Genomic DNA, 14,840 nt, shown 5'->3' on the forward strand with positions numbered 1-14,840 from the left:
GTTCCCCAAGCCAAGCCAAAAAAAGGCGCGCAGCAGACGCGCCGGGCCCAACTCATGCCTGCGTTTCGTAAAGCACAGCAGCACACGGGACGCCGGCGCCCTCACACGCTATTGGAGGAAACCATGTCGCAAACCCAAGCCATGCCGGCCACCCCGACGGACCCGGCCAGCCGCCCATTCCCCAGCACCGAGCTGGATGTGACTTACCGCCGCATTGCGTACCGGCTGGTGCCGTTCCTGGTGGTGCTGTTCATCCTCGCGTGGATCGACCGCGTCAATGTCGGCTTCGCCAAGCTGTCGATGCTGCAGGATCTGCAGTTCAGCGAAGCGGTATACGGCCTGGGCGCCGGCATCTTCTTCATCGGCTACTTCCTGTTTGAAGTGCCGAGCAACCTGCTGCTCGAAAAGATCGGCGCACGCAAGACGCTCGCGCGCATCACCATCCTGTGGGGCCTGGCCTCGATGGCGATGATCTACGTGAAGACGCCGACCTCGTTCTACGTGATGCGCTTTCTGCTGGGCATCTTTGAAGCGGGCTTCTTCCCGGGCGTGGTGCTGTATCTGACGTACTGGTTTCCCTCCGCACACCGCGCGCGCATCAACGGCCTGTTCATGACGTCGTTTGCGATTGCCGGGGTGGTCGGCGGCCCGGTCGCCGGCTTCATCATGAGCCGCATGGAAGGCGTGGGCCACCTCGCCAACTGGCAATGGCTGTTCCTGCTGGAGGGCATTCCGTCCGTGCTGGCCGGCTTTGCCGTGCTGGCGTGGTTGCCCGAAACGCCGCGTCAGGCCAAGTGGCTCTCTGCCGCCGAGCAAGACGCCGTCGTGCGCGCCGTTGAAGTGGAGAACCGCGACCCCGCCAAGCACGCCTCGTTTGGCGCCGCACTGGCCAACGCCCGCGTGTGGATCTGCGCGGCCATCTACTTCTGCGTGGTGAGCGGCAACGCCACCATCGCCTTCTGGACGCCGTCGATCATCAAAGAGCTGGGCGTGCAGGGCAATTTCCACATCGGGTTGATCTCGGCCATTCCGTTCATCGCCGGCACGATTGCGATGGTCTGGAACGGCGCGCATTCCGACCGCACCGGCGAGCGCCGCATGCACTGCGCCATTGCAGCCGTCATCGCAGCCGCCGGCCTGGTCGCAACAGGCGCAATGCTCGGCTCGCCGGCGCTTGCGCTGATCTCGCTCACCCTCGCCGCCATCGGCATCCTCGCCGCGTTCCCGGTGTTCTGGTCCATCCCGGCCGTGTTCCTGGCAGGCACCGCAGCCGCAGGCGGCATCGCCCTCATCAACTCCATCGGCAACCTTGCAGGCTTCGTCGCGCCGTACATGATCGGCTGGTTGAAGACGAGCACCGGCCACCTCTCCGCCGGCCTCTACTTCGTAGCCGCACTGGAGCTGGGCGCCGCCGTCCTGGTCATCCTGGGCACCCGCAAACACTAAGCCCCAACAGCAAACAAACCATCGTGGCGCAACCGCACGCACTACGATGGTTTGGCCGTTGACGTTCCTGCCCTAGATGGCGCCTTGAATTTCTGTTGCAGGGAGGAAAAAGGAAGGAGCCCTGTCTGAGCGCAGCGAGTTTGGCTCCTTCCCCTCCCTGCGACATAAATTCAAGGGGAAGTCGCCATCTCGGGCGCGCCTTTCTTTGCTTACCTTTCTTTGGCAAGACAAAGAAAGTAAGTCGGCCCCGGCAGGGGACGAAACAAGGGATGCACCATCAACACCAAAAACCCCGCCAGCAAGGTTCCAAACCCCACCAGCGAGGTCCCAAACCCCACCCCTCGACGTTCCGAACCCCATCAACGCAGTCCCGAACCTCACCGATGAGGTTCCGAACTCGCCCAAAGCGGTCCCCAACCCCATTCATGGCGTTCCAAACGCCAAGGCCCCAAGATCCGAACCCAACACATGCAGTTCTGAACCTCACGAATGCGGTTCCGAACCCCATCAGAGAAGTTCGGAACCCCACCGACGGCGTTACGGACCTTAACCGGCCACCTTGTAACCTATCCGCACGCCACCCCAGTGCCGGCCCTTGACGTAAATCGGCGCCGACACATCCTTCATCATCGCGAACGTCCCGTTCCCCATATCGCGACGATATGTCTGCAACAGGAACGCCTCGGTATTGCGCGCCGCCCCCAGCCCCGTGCGATCGGTAAACAGCCGGCGGTTACGGCTGTTGGCAGCGTTCCAGGCCGGGTCGCTACCCTGCGGCTGCGAGAACTTCAGGTTGTGCGTCGGCAGATAGCCATTGGTATCGACCGCCGCACAAAACACCACGCGCGGATCCAGCTGGAGCAAAGGCTCCTGCACCGCCGGCAGCACGCGATCGGTGAACGCCGTAAACCGCGTCATGTGCTGCGGCGGGTCGGTATTCGGGACCGGCGCATAGGTGCGGTCGAACAGATCGCCCTCGGTGATATCACCCCGCGCCAGCGCCGATTCAAACAGCGCGCTGATCTTGCCGGCCGCCGCTTGCACCGCTTCGATGAACGGCGTATCGGCACTCTGCACCCCGGTTGAAGCCGTCAGCCGGATCAACGTTTCCGACGCGCCTAGCAACCCAGACAGCTGCCGCTGCGCGTTGTCGATGTTGTGGCTCGATTGCTTCACGCCCTCGGCCATGGCATCCACCTCACGCGCGAGCGACGCGCATTCGCCTTCAATGGCGGCGGTGGATTCGGCAATGCTCGTCGCCTCGACGTCGAAGCGCGCGATGGCTTCGCCCGCCACGCCGATCACCGCGCCAATCGCCTGCGTGCCGGCATCCACGCGCTGGGCGCGCGCCACGTTGGCGCTGCTGTCGCCGATCAGCTTGTCGGTCTGGCCGGACAAATCCGCCAAGGTGGTTTCGATACGCTGCGTCGCTTCGGCGGTCTGGCCCGCGAGCTGCTTCACCGCGCCCGCCACCACGGCAAAGCTGCGGCCCGATTCGCCGGCGCGTGCAGCTTCAATGGCCGCGTTGATCGCCAGCAGATTGGTCTGCTTGGCAATCTGCGAAATCTGCTCGGCCGCCTGCGCCACCTGGACCAGCGCTTCGCGCAGTGCAGCAATCTGCTGCTCCATGCTCGCCACGCCAACGGCCAGCTCGCGAATGTCGCGCAGCGATGCATCGACCGTTGCGCGTGAGCCGCTCACCTCTTCGCTGGCATGCGATGCGACTTCGCGCGCATGCCGCGCGGCCACGGCGATGTCGTGGTTGCCGCGCATGGTGACATCGGCTGCGTTGCGCAACTGGTCGAACACGTCGGCCTGCCGGCGCAGCCGCACGGCCACGTCTTCCACGTTGCCGGAGACCTCGCAGATGCCCATGCCGACGCGGCCGGCCTCTTCGGCAATGCGGGCTACAAGGTCGGGAGAGGCTTTCGGGCCGCGGCCCCAGACGAATGGCTTCACGTGCGGTTGTCTCCAGATGTCGTTGTTGTTTGTGCGCTCGCGCTGATGGCGAAGCAAACCCTCTACGGGGAGTATCGGCGCGAGCGGTGCGCGCTTGAGCGACGCTACCCGCACCGGCTTACGCGGGCATTACATGCGCCTTGCGCAGCACTAAGCCTGTGCCGAGCGATCGCGGCGCAGCCGGGCCTCGTAGGCGGCGGCCGTCATGGGGGGGCCGAACAGGAAGCCTTGCAACTTGTCGCACCCGGCGGCTTGCAGGAACTCGGCCTGCTCCAGCGTCTCGACACCTTCCGCCGTGACGGTCATGTCCAGCGACGCAGCCATCGCGACCACGGCGCGCGAGATCACCACCGAATCGCGGTGGCGCGGAATGCCCGAGACGAACGAGCGATCCACTTTCAGGTTGTCGATCGGGAAGCGCTGCAGATACGACAGCGACGAATACCCCGTGCCGAAATCATCGATCGAGATGCGAATGCCCAGCGCCGTGAGCGCGTCGAGCATCGGCATCACGGCGGCGGTGTCGCGCATGAGCAAGCCTTCGGTGATCTCCATTTCCAGCGCGCTGGCGGGCAAGCCGGCCTCGGTCAGGCAGCGCGAGATGGTCGGCACCAGCCCCTCGCCAAACTGGCGCGGCGACAAATTCACGGCGACAAAGAATTCGGGCATGCAGGTGGCGCGCCAATGCGCGGCTTGGCGGCACGCCTGCGCCAGCACCCATTCGCCGATGTCGCCGATGAGGCCGGCGTCTTCCGCCACGGGGATGAACTCGGCGGGCGACACCTCGCCCAGTTCCGTGCTGTGCCAGCGCAGCAGCACTTCAGCGCCGACGATGTCCATCGACGTGGCATCGACGATGGGCTGGAAGCGCAGCGACAGCTCGCCCGCTGTCAGCGCGCGGCGCAGGTGGTATTCCAGCTGGAAGCGGCGCTGCGCACGCTGCGACAAGCGCGCGGTGTACACGCGATGCTGGTTACGGCCGTTCTGCTTGGCGTTGTACATGGCGGCATCCGCACAGCGCAGCAGCGTGGCGGCATCGTTGCCGTGTTCCGGGTACACCGCAATGCCGATGGATGCGCCCAGGTAATACTCCGTGCCGCTCGTCGAAAACGGCTGCGCGATGGAATGGACGATGCGCTTGGCCAGACGCTCCGCCTCGCCCAACGAGCGCACGTTATCCAGCAGCACGACGAATTCATCGCCGCCCAGGCGCGCCAGCGTATCGCTCTGGCGCACGCAGGCCGACAGGCGTTGCGCGACGATGCGCAGCAGGTGGTCACCGGCTTCGTGGCCAGCCGTGTCATTCACCTTCTTGAAGCCATCCAGATCCAGGAACAGCACAGCGACCTGGCGTGCCTCGTTGGGCTGACTGGCCGCCTGCTCCATCACGGCCTGCATGCGCTGCGAGAAATAAGCGCGGTTGTACAAGCCGGTGAGCGCATCACGCTGCGCGAGGAACGTGAGCTGCTGCTGGGCCGCACGCGCGGGGCCAATATCGTTGAACGAGATGAGCACGGCCGACGGGGCGTCGTCGCCGGGACGCACGATGGGCAGCACGTTTTCGTGCACCCACACAATGTCGCCATCCACCAGCTCCAGGCCGACGGTCAAGCCGAGCAGCGGCCTGCCGGTGGCCAACACCACGCGCGTTGGGCGTTCATTGAGCGGGATCTCGCTGCCGTCTTCGCGCAACGAACGGCGCATCAGCGTCAGATGGCTGGTGCCGACGGGCGACACGTTGCCCGCCCGAAGAATCCGGCGTGCGCTTGGGTTGCACGCGAGGATGGTGCCGTCGGCTGCCTGCACGACGATGCCTTCGGTGAGGTTGTCGACGGCCAGCCGGTAGCGTTCTTCGCTCTCTTGCAGATCGCGGGCGATATGCGCCTTCTGCACGGCCACGCCGATGATGTCGGTAATGCCGTCGAGCAGCCCCATGGCGTCGCGCGTGGGCGCACGCGGGGTGTCGTAGTAGATGCCCATCGCGCCGATCATCTGCGCGTTGTCGCCGCGAATGGGCGTCGACCAGCATGCGCGCAGGCCCAGCGGCGCAACGATGTCGCGGTAGCCATCCCAGAGCGGGTCGGCGTCGATGTCTTCCACCACCACGGTCTTGTTCAGGAACATGGCCGTCCCGCACGAACCAACTGAAGGGCCGAGCGCGATCCCAACCAGCAACTGCGAGAGGATGAAAGGCAGCGATGGGGCCACGGCCTGCGTGATGTGCTCGCCGTCACCGCTGAGCAGGACGGAACACATCGCGCCGTCATCAAGCAGTACCTCCACCAGCCGGCAGACTTCGGCCAGCAGGTCAGGGAGCGGCACGTTGCGCGAGCTGAGTTCCAGCACGGTCTTTTCGCAGCGCAGCAACTCCTTCGCGCGTGCGGTTTCGGCGGCCAGTGCCCGGTAATTGGCTTCGGATTCGCGCAGAGCCTGTTCGGCCTGCTTGCGCTGCGTGATGTCGCGCGCCACCACCTGGATGGCGGTGCGCCAGCCGAGCTGCACCGGCGCCGAAAGCACCTCGACTTCCACGGGCGTGCCATCGCAGCGCAGCAAGGTCTGCTCGACGGGCGGCAAACCTGCGCCGTGTGTGACCATCCACTCCCGGCGCTGGCGTGCGAGGTGCGTCGAATTGTCGTGGACGAACTCGTCCAGCTCGTGGCCGACGATGTCGCGCGCCGTTTGCGCGCCAAACAGCCGAACGCCCGCCTCGTTGACGAAAACGATAATGTCGTCCGCCACGATGTACAGCGCATCCGGCATTTGCCGGACGAGCGCCTCGTAACGGTCATCAGCGAGCGGTAAGGGCCTGGGGCTGTCCTGATCGATCACATCCGGTTCGGGACGGTCAGGCCGCTCAGCAGAGGTGGCGTCCATATCTGGGTTGTTTTTCAAGATATCGACCAATGTGTCGGGAAAGTTAAGGCGTTTGGCTGGCCCTCCCCTCTTCAGGGTGGGGCAAATGGCGGATGTGCGGATAAGCGGCACGCCAGTTGCGGCACAATGCCCGCACGACGTCTCTGCGCACTTTTCGCACCTCGGCCTTATGCAATCGTTTTCGTCTTCCGTCGGCCACGTGGCCGGCTTGATTTCGCGACGTACCTTGCTACCCGCAGGGCTGGCGGAAGCTGCCGTGCAATTTCGCGATGGGCAGATTGCCGCCTGTGACGCCAACCCGACGCGCGGCATGATCGACTGCGGCGACCTGCTCGTCCTGCCCGGCATCGTCGACCTGCACGGCGATGCCTTCGAACGCGCGGTCATGCCGCGCCCCGGCGTGGCCTTTCCCTACGAAACCGCCCTGGCCGACGTTGACGGCCAATTGCTGGCCTGCGGCATCACCACCGAATTCCACGGCGTGACCTATTCCTGGGAAGGCGGCTTGCGCGGCCGCCCCTACGCGCTGCGCATGCTGGACACCCTAGACGCCATGCGCCCGCATCTGGGGGCCCAGCACCTGATGCACCTGCGCTTCGAATTGCACCACGCAGACGGGGTTGCCGATGCGCTCGCCTGGATGGACGCCGGCCGCGTGCACTTCCTGTCGTTCAACGATCACCTGCCCGGGATGCGCGACAAGCTGGGCGACGCGCGCAAGCTCGCACAATACGCCGATCGGGCCGAGTGCGACATCAACACGTTCCTCGCCCGTCTGAATGCCGCCGCAGTCAACGCCCCACGGCTCGCCGAGGTGACCGGCACGCTCGCGCGGGCAGCGCAGCAACGCGGCATCTGCATGGCATCGCACGACGAACCCGACATTGCCACGCGCAACACGTTTCACGCGCACGGCTGCACCGTCACCGAATTTCCGTTGACCGCCGATGTTGCGCAGGCGGCGCGCGCGCATGGTGGACATATCGTCTTCGGGGCGCCCAACGTCGTGCGCGGGGGCAGCCATCACGGCGCACCCGATGCGACCGCCATGGTGGCCGCGGGCCTGGGCACCGTGCTGGCCTCCGACTATTACTACCCCGCACTGCTGGCCGCCCCGTTCAAGCTGGCCGAGCGCGGCGTGGTGCCGCTGGCAGAGGCCTGGGCGCTGGTGGCGGCCAACCCGGCCGAAGCCGCAGGACTGAGGGATCGCGGCACGCTCGCAACAGGGCTGCGAGCCGATGCCATCGTGGTCGATGACCGCCGCCCGGGGCTGCCGCGCGTGGTGGCGGCCGTGGTGGGCGGACGACTGCGCCATGCCGCCGGGCAGTTGCCGCTGATCGGCTGAGCAGCGCCATGGAGCAAGCGCTGGCACCTTTACCGTCAGTGATACTGGAAGCCTGGCGGTACGCGCTCTACCTGCTGCCGCCCGAGCCTTGGTACGGCCTGGGCACGCGCTGGCTGGGCCGCTGTGTGCGCTCCAACACCGCCATCCCCGCAGATCAGCGCGAGGCGTTTGTCAGCGAGGCCGGTATCGATCTCGCCACGCTCGACCGCTGGACCGAAGCGCCGCGCCAGTACGGCCTGCACGCCACGTTCAAACCGCCTTTCCGCCTGGCAGGCAATCGCACGGTCGTCGAACTGGACGCTGCGCTGCGCCGCTTCGCGCAGCAGCAGCACGCCTTCACAATCGAGCCGGCCTTGCAGACGCTGCGCGGCTTTCTCGCTTGGCGGCTGCGTCATGGCGACCCTGCGCGCGACACGCTCCACGCGTTCGCCGATGCGTGCGTCGCCGAGTTCGATGCCTTCCGCGCACCGCCCCCGCCTGCTGAACTCGCGCGGCGCCGTCGTGCAGGCCTGTCGGATGCGCAGGAGCGCCATCTAGAGCGCTGGGGCTATCCGTATGTGTTTGGGACGTTCACGTTCCACATCACGCTGACCGGGCGGCTCGACCATGCCGAGCAGCTCGCGTGCTACCGCGCATTGGAAGCATCGCGCGTGGTGCTGCCGGCCGCCATGCCCATCGACCACATCGCGTTGTTTTCGCAGGCGGCGCCCGACGCGCCGTTCAACGTGGCACGTGTGTACCGCTTTGATGGGAGCGTCGAAGACTTCGACGCTGCGCAGAGCGCGCTCAGCGCTTGAGTTCGACCACGTCGATCACCTGCGTCTGGCCGTGCTGCTCAACCTCCTGGCGCATCACCACGGCCGCTTCAGGGCAGTACCAATCGGTGATGTGGGCAACGGTGGGGTCGGGCTCGAGCGTTTCATTGCCCAACCGCAGCACACCGAGGCGCGCCGTGCGCGTGTAGCGGATCGGCCGGCACTGCAACTGGCCGACCACAGTGTCCATCGGCTGCGGCGGCCCCACCTCTCGCTCCGACACCTCCACCTTGGCATGCTCGGCTTGCATGCGCCCGACGGAGATCCCCAGCCGAGGCGACACCACATCGAAATCGAAGCTGGATTCGTACGTATCGCCCGGCAGCATCTGCGCTTCGGGCGCCAGGCCGGCACCGTACAGGAACATGCCGGAAATGGCCGTGCTCACGGTGCCAACCAGATCGGCATGTTCGCTTTGCGCAAACACCCGGCCGTTGATGCTGACGATGCGCGTGACCACGCCAGCCTCGTCCACCAACAGCTGGTGCTCCTGCACCGTCTCGATGGGCCGACCACCCAGCGCCACCAAGCCCGATTTGGCGTAGATGTGCAGGCCGATTTCGCAGCCGTCCTGCATGTCGCGATTGACGTCGTGCAGGGTGAACTCCACGATCATCGGCGTCTTGCCGTTGCCGTCCAGGCGCACGCGGCTGCCGTCGTGCACCCAAGGCGCGGAGCATAGCCCTGCTGCCTGCGCAGGCAACGCCAGTGCAATCGCGGCCACGGCTACGGCGGCGCTCCATAAAGAAAAACGCCGATGCATCGGGCGATGCATCAGCGTCTTCATGAACCCGATCGGCACGGGCTTACTGCTTGGGCGCGTCCTTCTTGTTGGCGCCCTCGCTGTACGGGTCAAACTTGCCGCCGGCCTTCGCGCCCTGGCTATACGGATCGAACTTCTCACCGGCCTTGGCGCCCTGGGTGTACGTGTCGTACTTGCCCTTTTCGACATTGGCCGGCTGGGCGCCAGGGTTCAGAGCGCTGGCCGTGCTGTCGTTCTTGTTGGCGCCTTGCGAATACGGGTCGAACTTGTCGCCGGCCTTCGCACCCTGCTGGTACGGATCGAACTTGTCGCCGACCTTTGCGCCTTGGGTATACGGGTCGAACTTCTTCTGGTCAGTCTGCGCGTGGGCTACGGTGCCGATGGCTGCTACGGCAGCGACCGCTGCCACGAGGGTAAGACGTTTGTACGGCATCTGAAGCTCCTTTCCTATGGGTCGTTTGGGCTGGCTGAAAGCGCAGCCTCGTTTTGAACGCATCCCGGTGTCATGCGCACTGGCATGTTGGCGACGGCGCCGGGAAACCCCCTCTCCTCGTCGTAAGCTATGGCAAGCGCACAGGAAAGTCAACGCACAGAAACTGCATATTTTTTGGGCAATTGCGTGCTGAACCGCAGGTGAATCAGTGACGTTCCGGCTGGCGGATCGCACTCGGGCCCATCACCGCAATCAACGCCATGGTGAGCGCCACCACCGACAGCCCCCAGCGCAGGTCGGAGCGATGCGCAATCAGCCCGATGATGACCGGGCCGATCAGCAAGCCCACGTAGGCAAAGCGCGCCACGGCAGCAATGCCTTCGGCTGCCGGCACACCCGGCAGGCGCGACGCGGTGATGAAGAAGATCGGCACCATGTTGGCGGCGCCCACGCCCATCAGCCCAAAACCTGTCAGGACAGCAATCGGCGCGGGCCACAGCAGAGCAAGCAGGATTCCGCCCGTTGCCAGCACGCCACTGCCGCCAAGCACGCGCATATTGCCCCAGCGCCCGCGTGCGAAATCGCCACCGAAACGCGCGAGCGCCATCCCGCCCGAAAATGCAGCGTACCCCGCGCTGGCAACAGCTTCCGGAGATTGAGCGATCTCGCGCATGTACACGGTCGTCCAGTCGTACATCGCGCCTTCGCCCACCAGCCCCAGGAAGGCCAGCACGCCGAGCAGGAACAGCGTGCGGCCCGTGGTCGGATGCGCGGGTTCGCCTTCGGCATGCATGTGGTCGGGCAGCATGAACGGTCCGGCACACAAGGCAGCCGCCATGGTGACGAGCGCCATGCCGCCGCAGTGCACGGCCGGCGGCACGCCCAGTTCCAGCAGCACGCCGCCCACCGCCGCACCCACCATGCCGCCGAGGCTGAACATACCGTGCAGCGACGAGATGATCGGCTTGTGATGATTGGCCTCCACTGTGGCGGCCTGCGCATTGATGGCCACGTCGAAACCAGCGTTGGTGATGCCGAACAGCAGCAGCACGGCCAACAGCGCGGGGTAGCTCGGCATCAGCATGAGCAGCCCGGTCATCACACCAAATGCCACGCCGCCCTGCACACTCGCGCGCCGCGTGCCGACGCGCGCCGCCCACTTGCCCGCAAACTTCATCGCGACGATGGCACCGGCGGCCACCATGAACATCGCCAGCGACAGCGATGCCTCGGACAACCCGAAACGCGCCTTCACCGTCGGAATGTGAACGCCCCACGTCGCAAACGTTGCACCGTTGGCGAAAAAGAGGGCCATCGTCGCCGCGCGAGCCGACAGGGGAAGCCGGCGAGGCCGCAACGCGCCGGCAGATTGGACGTATTCGGAAGGCATGAAGGACCGCTGAGAAAAACGCACGGCGCAAATGTGTCGCGCCGCAAAGGCGTCATGCTACCGCGCCCGGCTGATGAGCGTATGACGCGGCCCCGCGGCAGGCAGGTATGCCGTTTGCGTCACCACGGTCGAATCCACCGCATCGGGAGACCCGCCATGCCCCGCGTGATCTGGAAGGGCGCCGTCAGCTTCGGCCTCGTCCACATTCCCGTTGCGCTGTATCCGGCCACCCGCAGCGACGACCTCGACTTCGACTGGCTCGACCGCCGCACCATGGACCGCGTCGGCTACAAGCGCATCAACAAGACCACCGGCAAAGAGGTGCCGCGCGAGCAGATCGTGCGTGGCTACGCCTACGAGAAAGACCGCTACGTCATCCTCACCGACGAGGACATCCGCGCCGCCAACCCGGTCTCGACGCAAACGGTCGATTTGCTGACCTTCGTGGATGCGGCGGAGATTCCGTTTCTCTATCTCGATACGCCCTACTTTCTGGCGCCCGACCGGCGCGGCGAAAAGGTCTACGCACTGCTGCGCGAGGCGCTCACACGCTCGCAGAAGATCGGTGTCGCCAACGTCGTGCTGCACACGAAGCAGCATCTGGCCGCGCTGATCCCGATGGGGCCGGTGCTCGTGCTGCATACGCTGCGCTGGTCCAACGAGGTGCGCGACTGGTCCGAACTCGACGTGCCGGAAGAAGGCGCGAAGGCCGCCAAGCTCACGGCCAAGGAAATCGACATGGCTGAAAAGCTGATCGACGACATGAGCGGCACCTGGGACCCTGCCGAATACCACGACACCTTCCGCGACGACATCCTTGCGCTGGTCGATCGCAAGGTGCGTGAAGGCCGCACGGAATCCGTCGAGCCCATGGAAGCCGAGCAAGCTGCACCGCGCACCGGCAACGTGATCGACCTGACCGACCTGCTGCGGCAGAGCCTTGCCAAGCGCGGCAAGGGCAAAGGAGCGTCAAACGACGAGGCGGACGACGAACCCGCCCCGCGCAAGCGGGCACCACGCAAGACGGCCGCCAAGACGGCACGCAAGACAGCCACGCGCAAGCGCGCATAACAAGACGGAGCCGACGCCATGCCACGCCATCTCGCCGACTACCGCCGCAAGCGCGATTTCACGCAGACACAAGAACCCGCGGGTGCACGCCGCAAAGCCGACGAGCAGCGTGAAAACGGCGCCCTGCACTTCGTGATCCAGAAGCACGACGCCACGCGTTTGCATTACGACTTCCGGCTCGAACTCGACGGTACGCTCAAGAGTTGGGCCGTCCCCAAGGGCCCGAGCCTGGACCCCGCCGACAAGCGTCTCGCCGTGCATGTTGAAGACCACCCGTTGGACTACGCGGATTTCGAAGGCCACATCCCCGAAGGCCAATACGGCGGTGGCGACGTGATCGTGTGGGACCGCGGCACTTGGCGCCCGCATGGCGATCCGCGCAAGGCGTACCGCGACGGCAAGCTCAAATTCGATCTCGACGGCGAGAAGCTGCACGGCGCATGGGCGCTGGTGCGCACGCATTTGCGCGGCACGGGGAAGCATCCGAAAGAACAGTGGCTGCTGATCAAGGAACGCGACGATCAGGTTCGCGCATCCAGAGACTACGACGTGACGCAGGCACTGCCCGCCAGCGTGATCACCGGGGAAACCGTCGGCGCAAAGCCCCGGGCCAAAGGAAAGGCCAAAGCCAATGGCGCCAAGACTGAGCGTTCAGAACCGGCGCAAGTCCAGCCGCCCGTGGGTGCCGTGCCGAGCGCGTTGCCCAGAACGTTGGAGCCCCAACTCGCCACGCTGGTCGATGGGCCGCCAACCCACGGCGAGTGGGACTACGAAGTGAAATTCGACGGCTACCGCATCCTTGCGCGCATCGACGGCAACACCGTGCGCCTGTTCAGCCGCAACGGCCGCGACTGGACGGCCAAGCTGCCGCGCCAGGCGCGCACGCTGCATGCCCTGGGCCTGCGTGAGGCGTGGCTCGACGGCGAAGTCGTGGTGATGGGCGAACGCGGCGTGCCCGACTTCCAGGCGCTGCAGAACGCCTTTGAAACCGCGCATGCCGAACACATTGCCTACTACCTGTTCGACATCCCGTTCTGCAACGGCATGGATTTGCGCGGTGTGCCGTTGCGCGAGCGGCGGGCGCTGCTGCAACGCATTCTCGATGCCGCGCCGGGTGACTTGGACCGCGATGCGGTGCTGTTCTCAGGCACGTTCAACGCGGCACCCGAAGATTTGCTGTCTTCCGCGTGCAGCATGTCGCTCGAAGGCGTGATCGGCAAGCGCGCGAATGCGCCGTACCGCGCCGGCCGCAGCCCGGCATGGATCAAGCTCAAATGCGGGCAGCGGCAGGAGTTCGTGATCGGCGGCTACAGCGCGCCCAAGGGCAGTCGCAGCGGCTTCGGTGCGCTGCTGCTCGGGGTGTATGACGACGCGGGCAAGCTGCGCTATGCGGGGCGCGTTGGCACCGGCTTCAACGAGACGAGCCTGCACGCTTTGCATCACGACCTGACAGGGCAGACCATCGACACGCCGCCCTTTGCCAACCCACCCACCGGCAGCGACGCGCGCGACGTGCAATGGGTCAAGCCGGAGCGCGTGGCCGAAATCGCCTTTGCCGAATGGACGCGCGAAGGCATCGTGCGGCAGGCGGTGTTTCAAGGTTTGCGCGACGACAAACCCGCGCGCAACATCGTGCGTGAACAAGCCAAGCCGCCCAGCGCCACCGCCCGCAAGGAGACCCGCGCCGTGCATGCCCCCGAACGCAAGGTACGCCCTGGCGCCGAACGCATCGCCGGTGTGGATGTCACGCACCCCGATCGCGTGATCGAGAAAGCCAGCGGCACCACCAAGGCGGATCTTGCGCGCTATTACGCGAGCGTGGCCGAATGGATGCTGCCGCATCTGCACAACCGGCCGACGTCGCTGGTGCGCGCGCCCGATGGCATCGACGGCGAGCGCTTCTTCCAGAAGCATTCCGCCGCGCTCAAGCTGCAGGGCATCACGCAGCTGGACCCGTCGCTTGATCCGGGGCATCCGTCGCTGCTGGCGATCAACTCGGCGGAAGCCCTGGTCGGCGCAGTGCAGATGGGCACGGTGGAATTCCACACGTGGAATGCGCTGGCCGACCGCATCGAGCAGCCCGACCGCATCGTCTTCGATATCGACCCGGACCCGGCGTTACCCTTCGCACGGGTGATCGAGGCCACGCAGCTTACGCTCGCGCTGCTCGATGAACTCGGCCTGAAGGCGTTCCTGAAAACCAGCGGCGGGAACGGCATGCACGTGGTGGTGCCGCTCACGCGCCGCGAGGCGGCCGGCTGGGACACGCTCAAAGCCTTCGCGCAAGCCGTGGTGCAGCACATGGCCGCAACTTTCCATGACCGCTTTGTCGCCAAGATGGGCCCGCAGAACCGTGTGGGAAAAATCTTCATCGACTATCTGCGCAACAACCGCGGCGCAAGCACGGTGGCGGCGTATTCGGTGCGCGCGCGGACTGGGCTGCCGGTGTCGGTGCCGATCCGCCATGACGAACTGGAGGGGCTGCAGGCGTCTGCCCAGTGGACGCTGCGCACGCTGCCGGAGCGGCTGGCCAAGCTCAAGGGTGATCCGTGGGCCGACTACGCCGGCACGCGCCAATCGGTCACGGCCGATATGCGCAAGCGCATCGGCGCCAATGACTGACTCGCCACACATCGGCGTTCCTGAAAGAATTAGGCGGTGAACGGCCCGTTGCTTGTCGGCCGAGGTGCGGGGTTGCTGCGTTAACATGCCTGCGTCTGCACTTGGCGCACCTGTGCGCCCTA

At 65.7% G+C, this 14,840-nt stretch carries 10 protein-coding genes; 5 read left to right on the forward strand and 5 right to left on the reverse strand.

The annotated features are described in order from the left end of the window. The first annotated feature begins 123 nt into the window (after positions 1-123). A complete protein-coding gene (locus ACTJK6_RS06215) occupies positions 124-1,446 on the forward strand; it encodes an MFS transporter (RefSeq protein ID WP_440838547.1) in 1,323 nt (440 codons plus the stop codon). 546 nt (positions 1,447-1,992) lie between these two features. Here the strand turns inward: ACTJK6_RS06215 and ACTJK6_RS06220 are convergent. Together ACTJK6_RS06220 and ACTJK6_RS06225 are read right to left on the reverse strand one after the other, a co-directional pair. Further along, the gene (locus ACTJK6_RS06220) at positions 1,993-3,405 is read right to left on the reverse strand and encodes a methyl-accepting chemotaxis protein (RefSeq protein WP_440838548.1); all 1,413 of its coding nucleotides are present in this window, start codon (positions 3,403-3,405) and stop codon (positions 1,993-1,995) included. Positions 3,406-3,555: 150 nt separating this feature from the next. Then, positions 3,556-6,279, reverse strand: coding sequence for a sensor domain-containing protein (locus tag ACTJK6_RS06225; RefSeq protein WP_316868394.1), 2,724 nt, complete (start codon positions 6,277-6,279; stop codon positions 3,556-3,558). A gap of 169 nt (positions 6,280-6,448) precedes the next feature. Here ACTJK6_RS06225 and ACTJK6_RS06230 point away from each other — a divergent pair, with 169 nt between their 5' ends. Next, a complete protein-coding gene (locus tag ACTJK6_RS06230) occupies positions 6,449-7,624 on the forward strand; it encodes an alpha-D-ribose 1-methylphosphonate 5-triphosphate diphosphatase (protein WP_440816146.1) in 1,176 nt (391 codons plus the stop codon). A gap of 8 nt (positions 7,625-7,632) precedes the next feature. Continuing rightward, positions 7,633-8,421, forward strand: a complete 789-nt coding sequence (locus tag ACTJK6_RS06235; protein WP_440838549.1) for a DUF1045 domain-containing protein — start codon at positions 7,633-7,635, stop codon at positions 8,419-8,421. Here ACTJK6_RS06235 and ACTJK6_RS06240 read toward each other — a convergent pair. The 3 genes from ACTJK6_RS06240 to ACTJK6_RS06250 all read right to left on the reverse strand — a co-directional run bounded on the left by ACTJK6_RS06240 (position 8,411) and on the right by ACTJK6_RS06250 (position 11,025). Further along, the gene (locus tag ACTJK6_RS06240; protein ID WP_232042075.1) at positions 8,411-9,226 is read right to left on the reverse strand and encodes a hypothetical protein; all 816 of its coding nucleotides are present in this window, start codon (positions 9,224-9,226) and stop codon (positions 8,411-8,413) included. The two genes, ACTJK6_RS06235 and ACTJK6_RS06240, sit on opposite strands and share 11 nt — an antisense overlap. 19 nt (positions 9,227-9,245) lie before the next feature. Continuing rightward, a complete protein-coding gene (locus tag ACTJK6_RS06245) occupies positions 9,246-9,635 on the reverse strand; it encodes a hypothetical protein (RefSeq protein WP_232042074.1) in 390 nt (129 codons plus the stop codon). A 205-nt stretch (positions 9,636-9,840) separates the two neighbouring features. Beyond that, the gene (locus tag ACTJK6_RS06250) at positions 9,841-11,025 is read right to left on the reverse strand and encodes an MFS transporter (protein WP_414561386.1); all 1,185 of its coding nucleotides are present in this window, start codon (positions 11,023-11,025) and stop codon (positions 9,841-9,843) included. A gap of 156 nt (positions 11,026-11,181) precedes the next feature. On the opposite strand from ACTJK6_RS06250, the gene ku reads away from it, so the two are divergent. Both ku and ligD read left to right on the forward strand, forming a co-directional pair. After that, positions 11,182-12,096, forward strand: coding sequence for a non-homologous end joining protein Ku (gene ku, locus ACTJK6_RS06255; RefSeq protein ID WP_440838550.1), 915 nt, complete (start codon positions 11,182-11,184; stop codon positions 12,094-12,096). Positions 12,097-12,114: 18 nt separating this feature from the next. Beyond that, positions 12,115-14,718 carry a DNA ligase D gene (gene ligD, locus ACTJK6_RS06260; RefSeq protein ID WP_440838551.1) on the forward strand — a complete coding sequence of 868 codons (2,604 nt, stop codon included), beginning with the start codon at positions 12,115-12,117 and terminating at the stop codon, positions 14,716-14,718. The last annotated feature ends 122 nt before the right edge of the window (positions 14,719-14,840 follow it).

Source organism: Ralstonia sp. 22086 (assembly GCF_052045975.1).
GTDB lineage: Bacteria > Pseudomonadota > Gammaproteobacteria > Burkholderiales > Burkholderiaceae > Ralstonia > Ralstonia wenshanensis.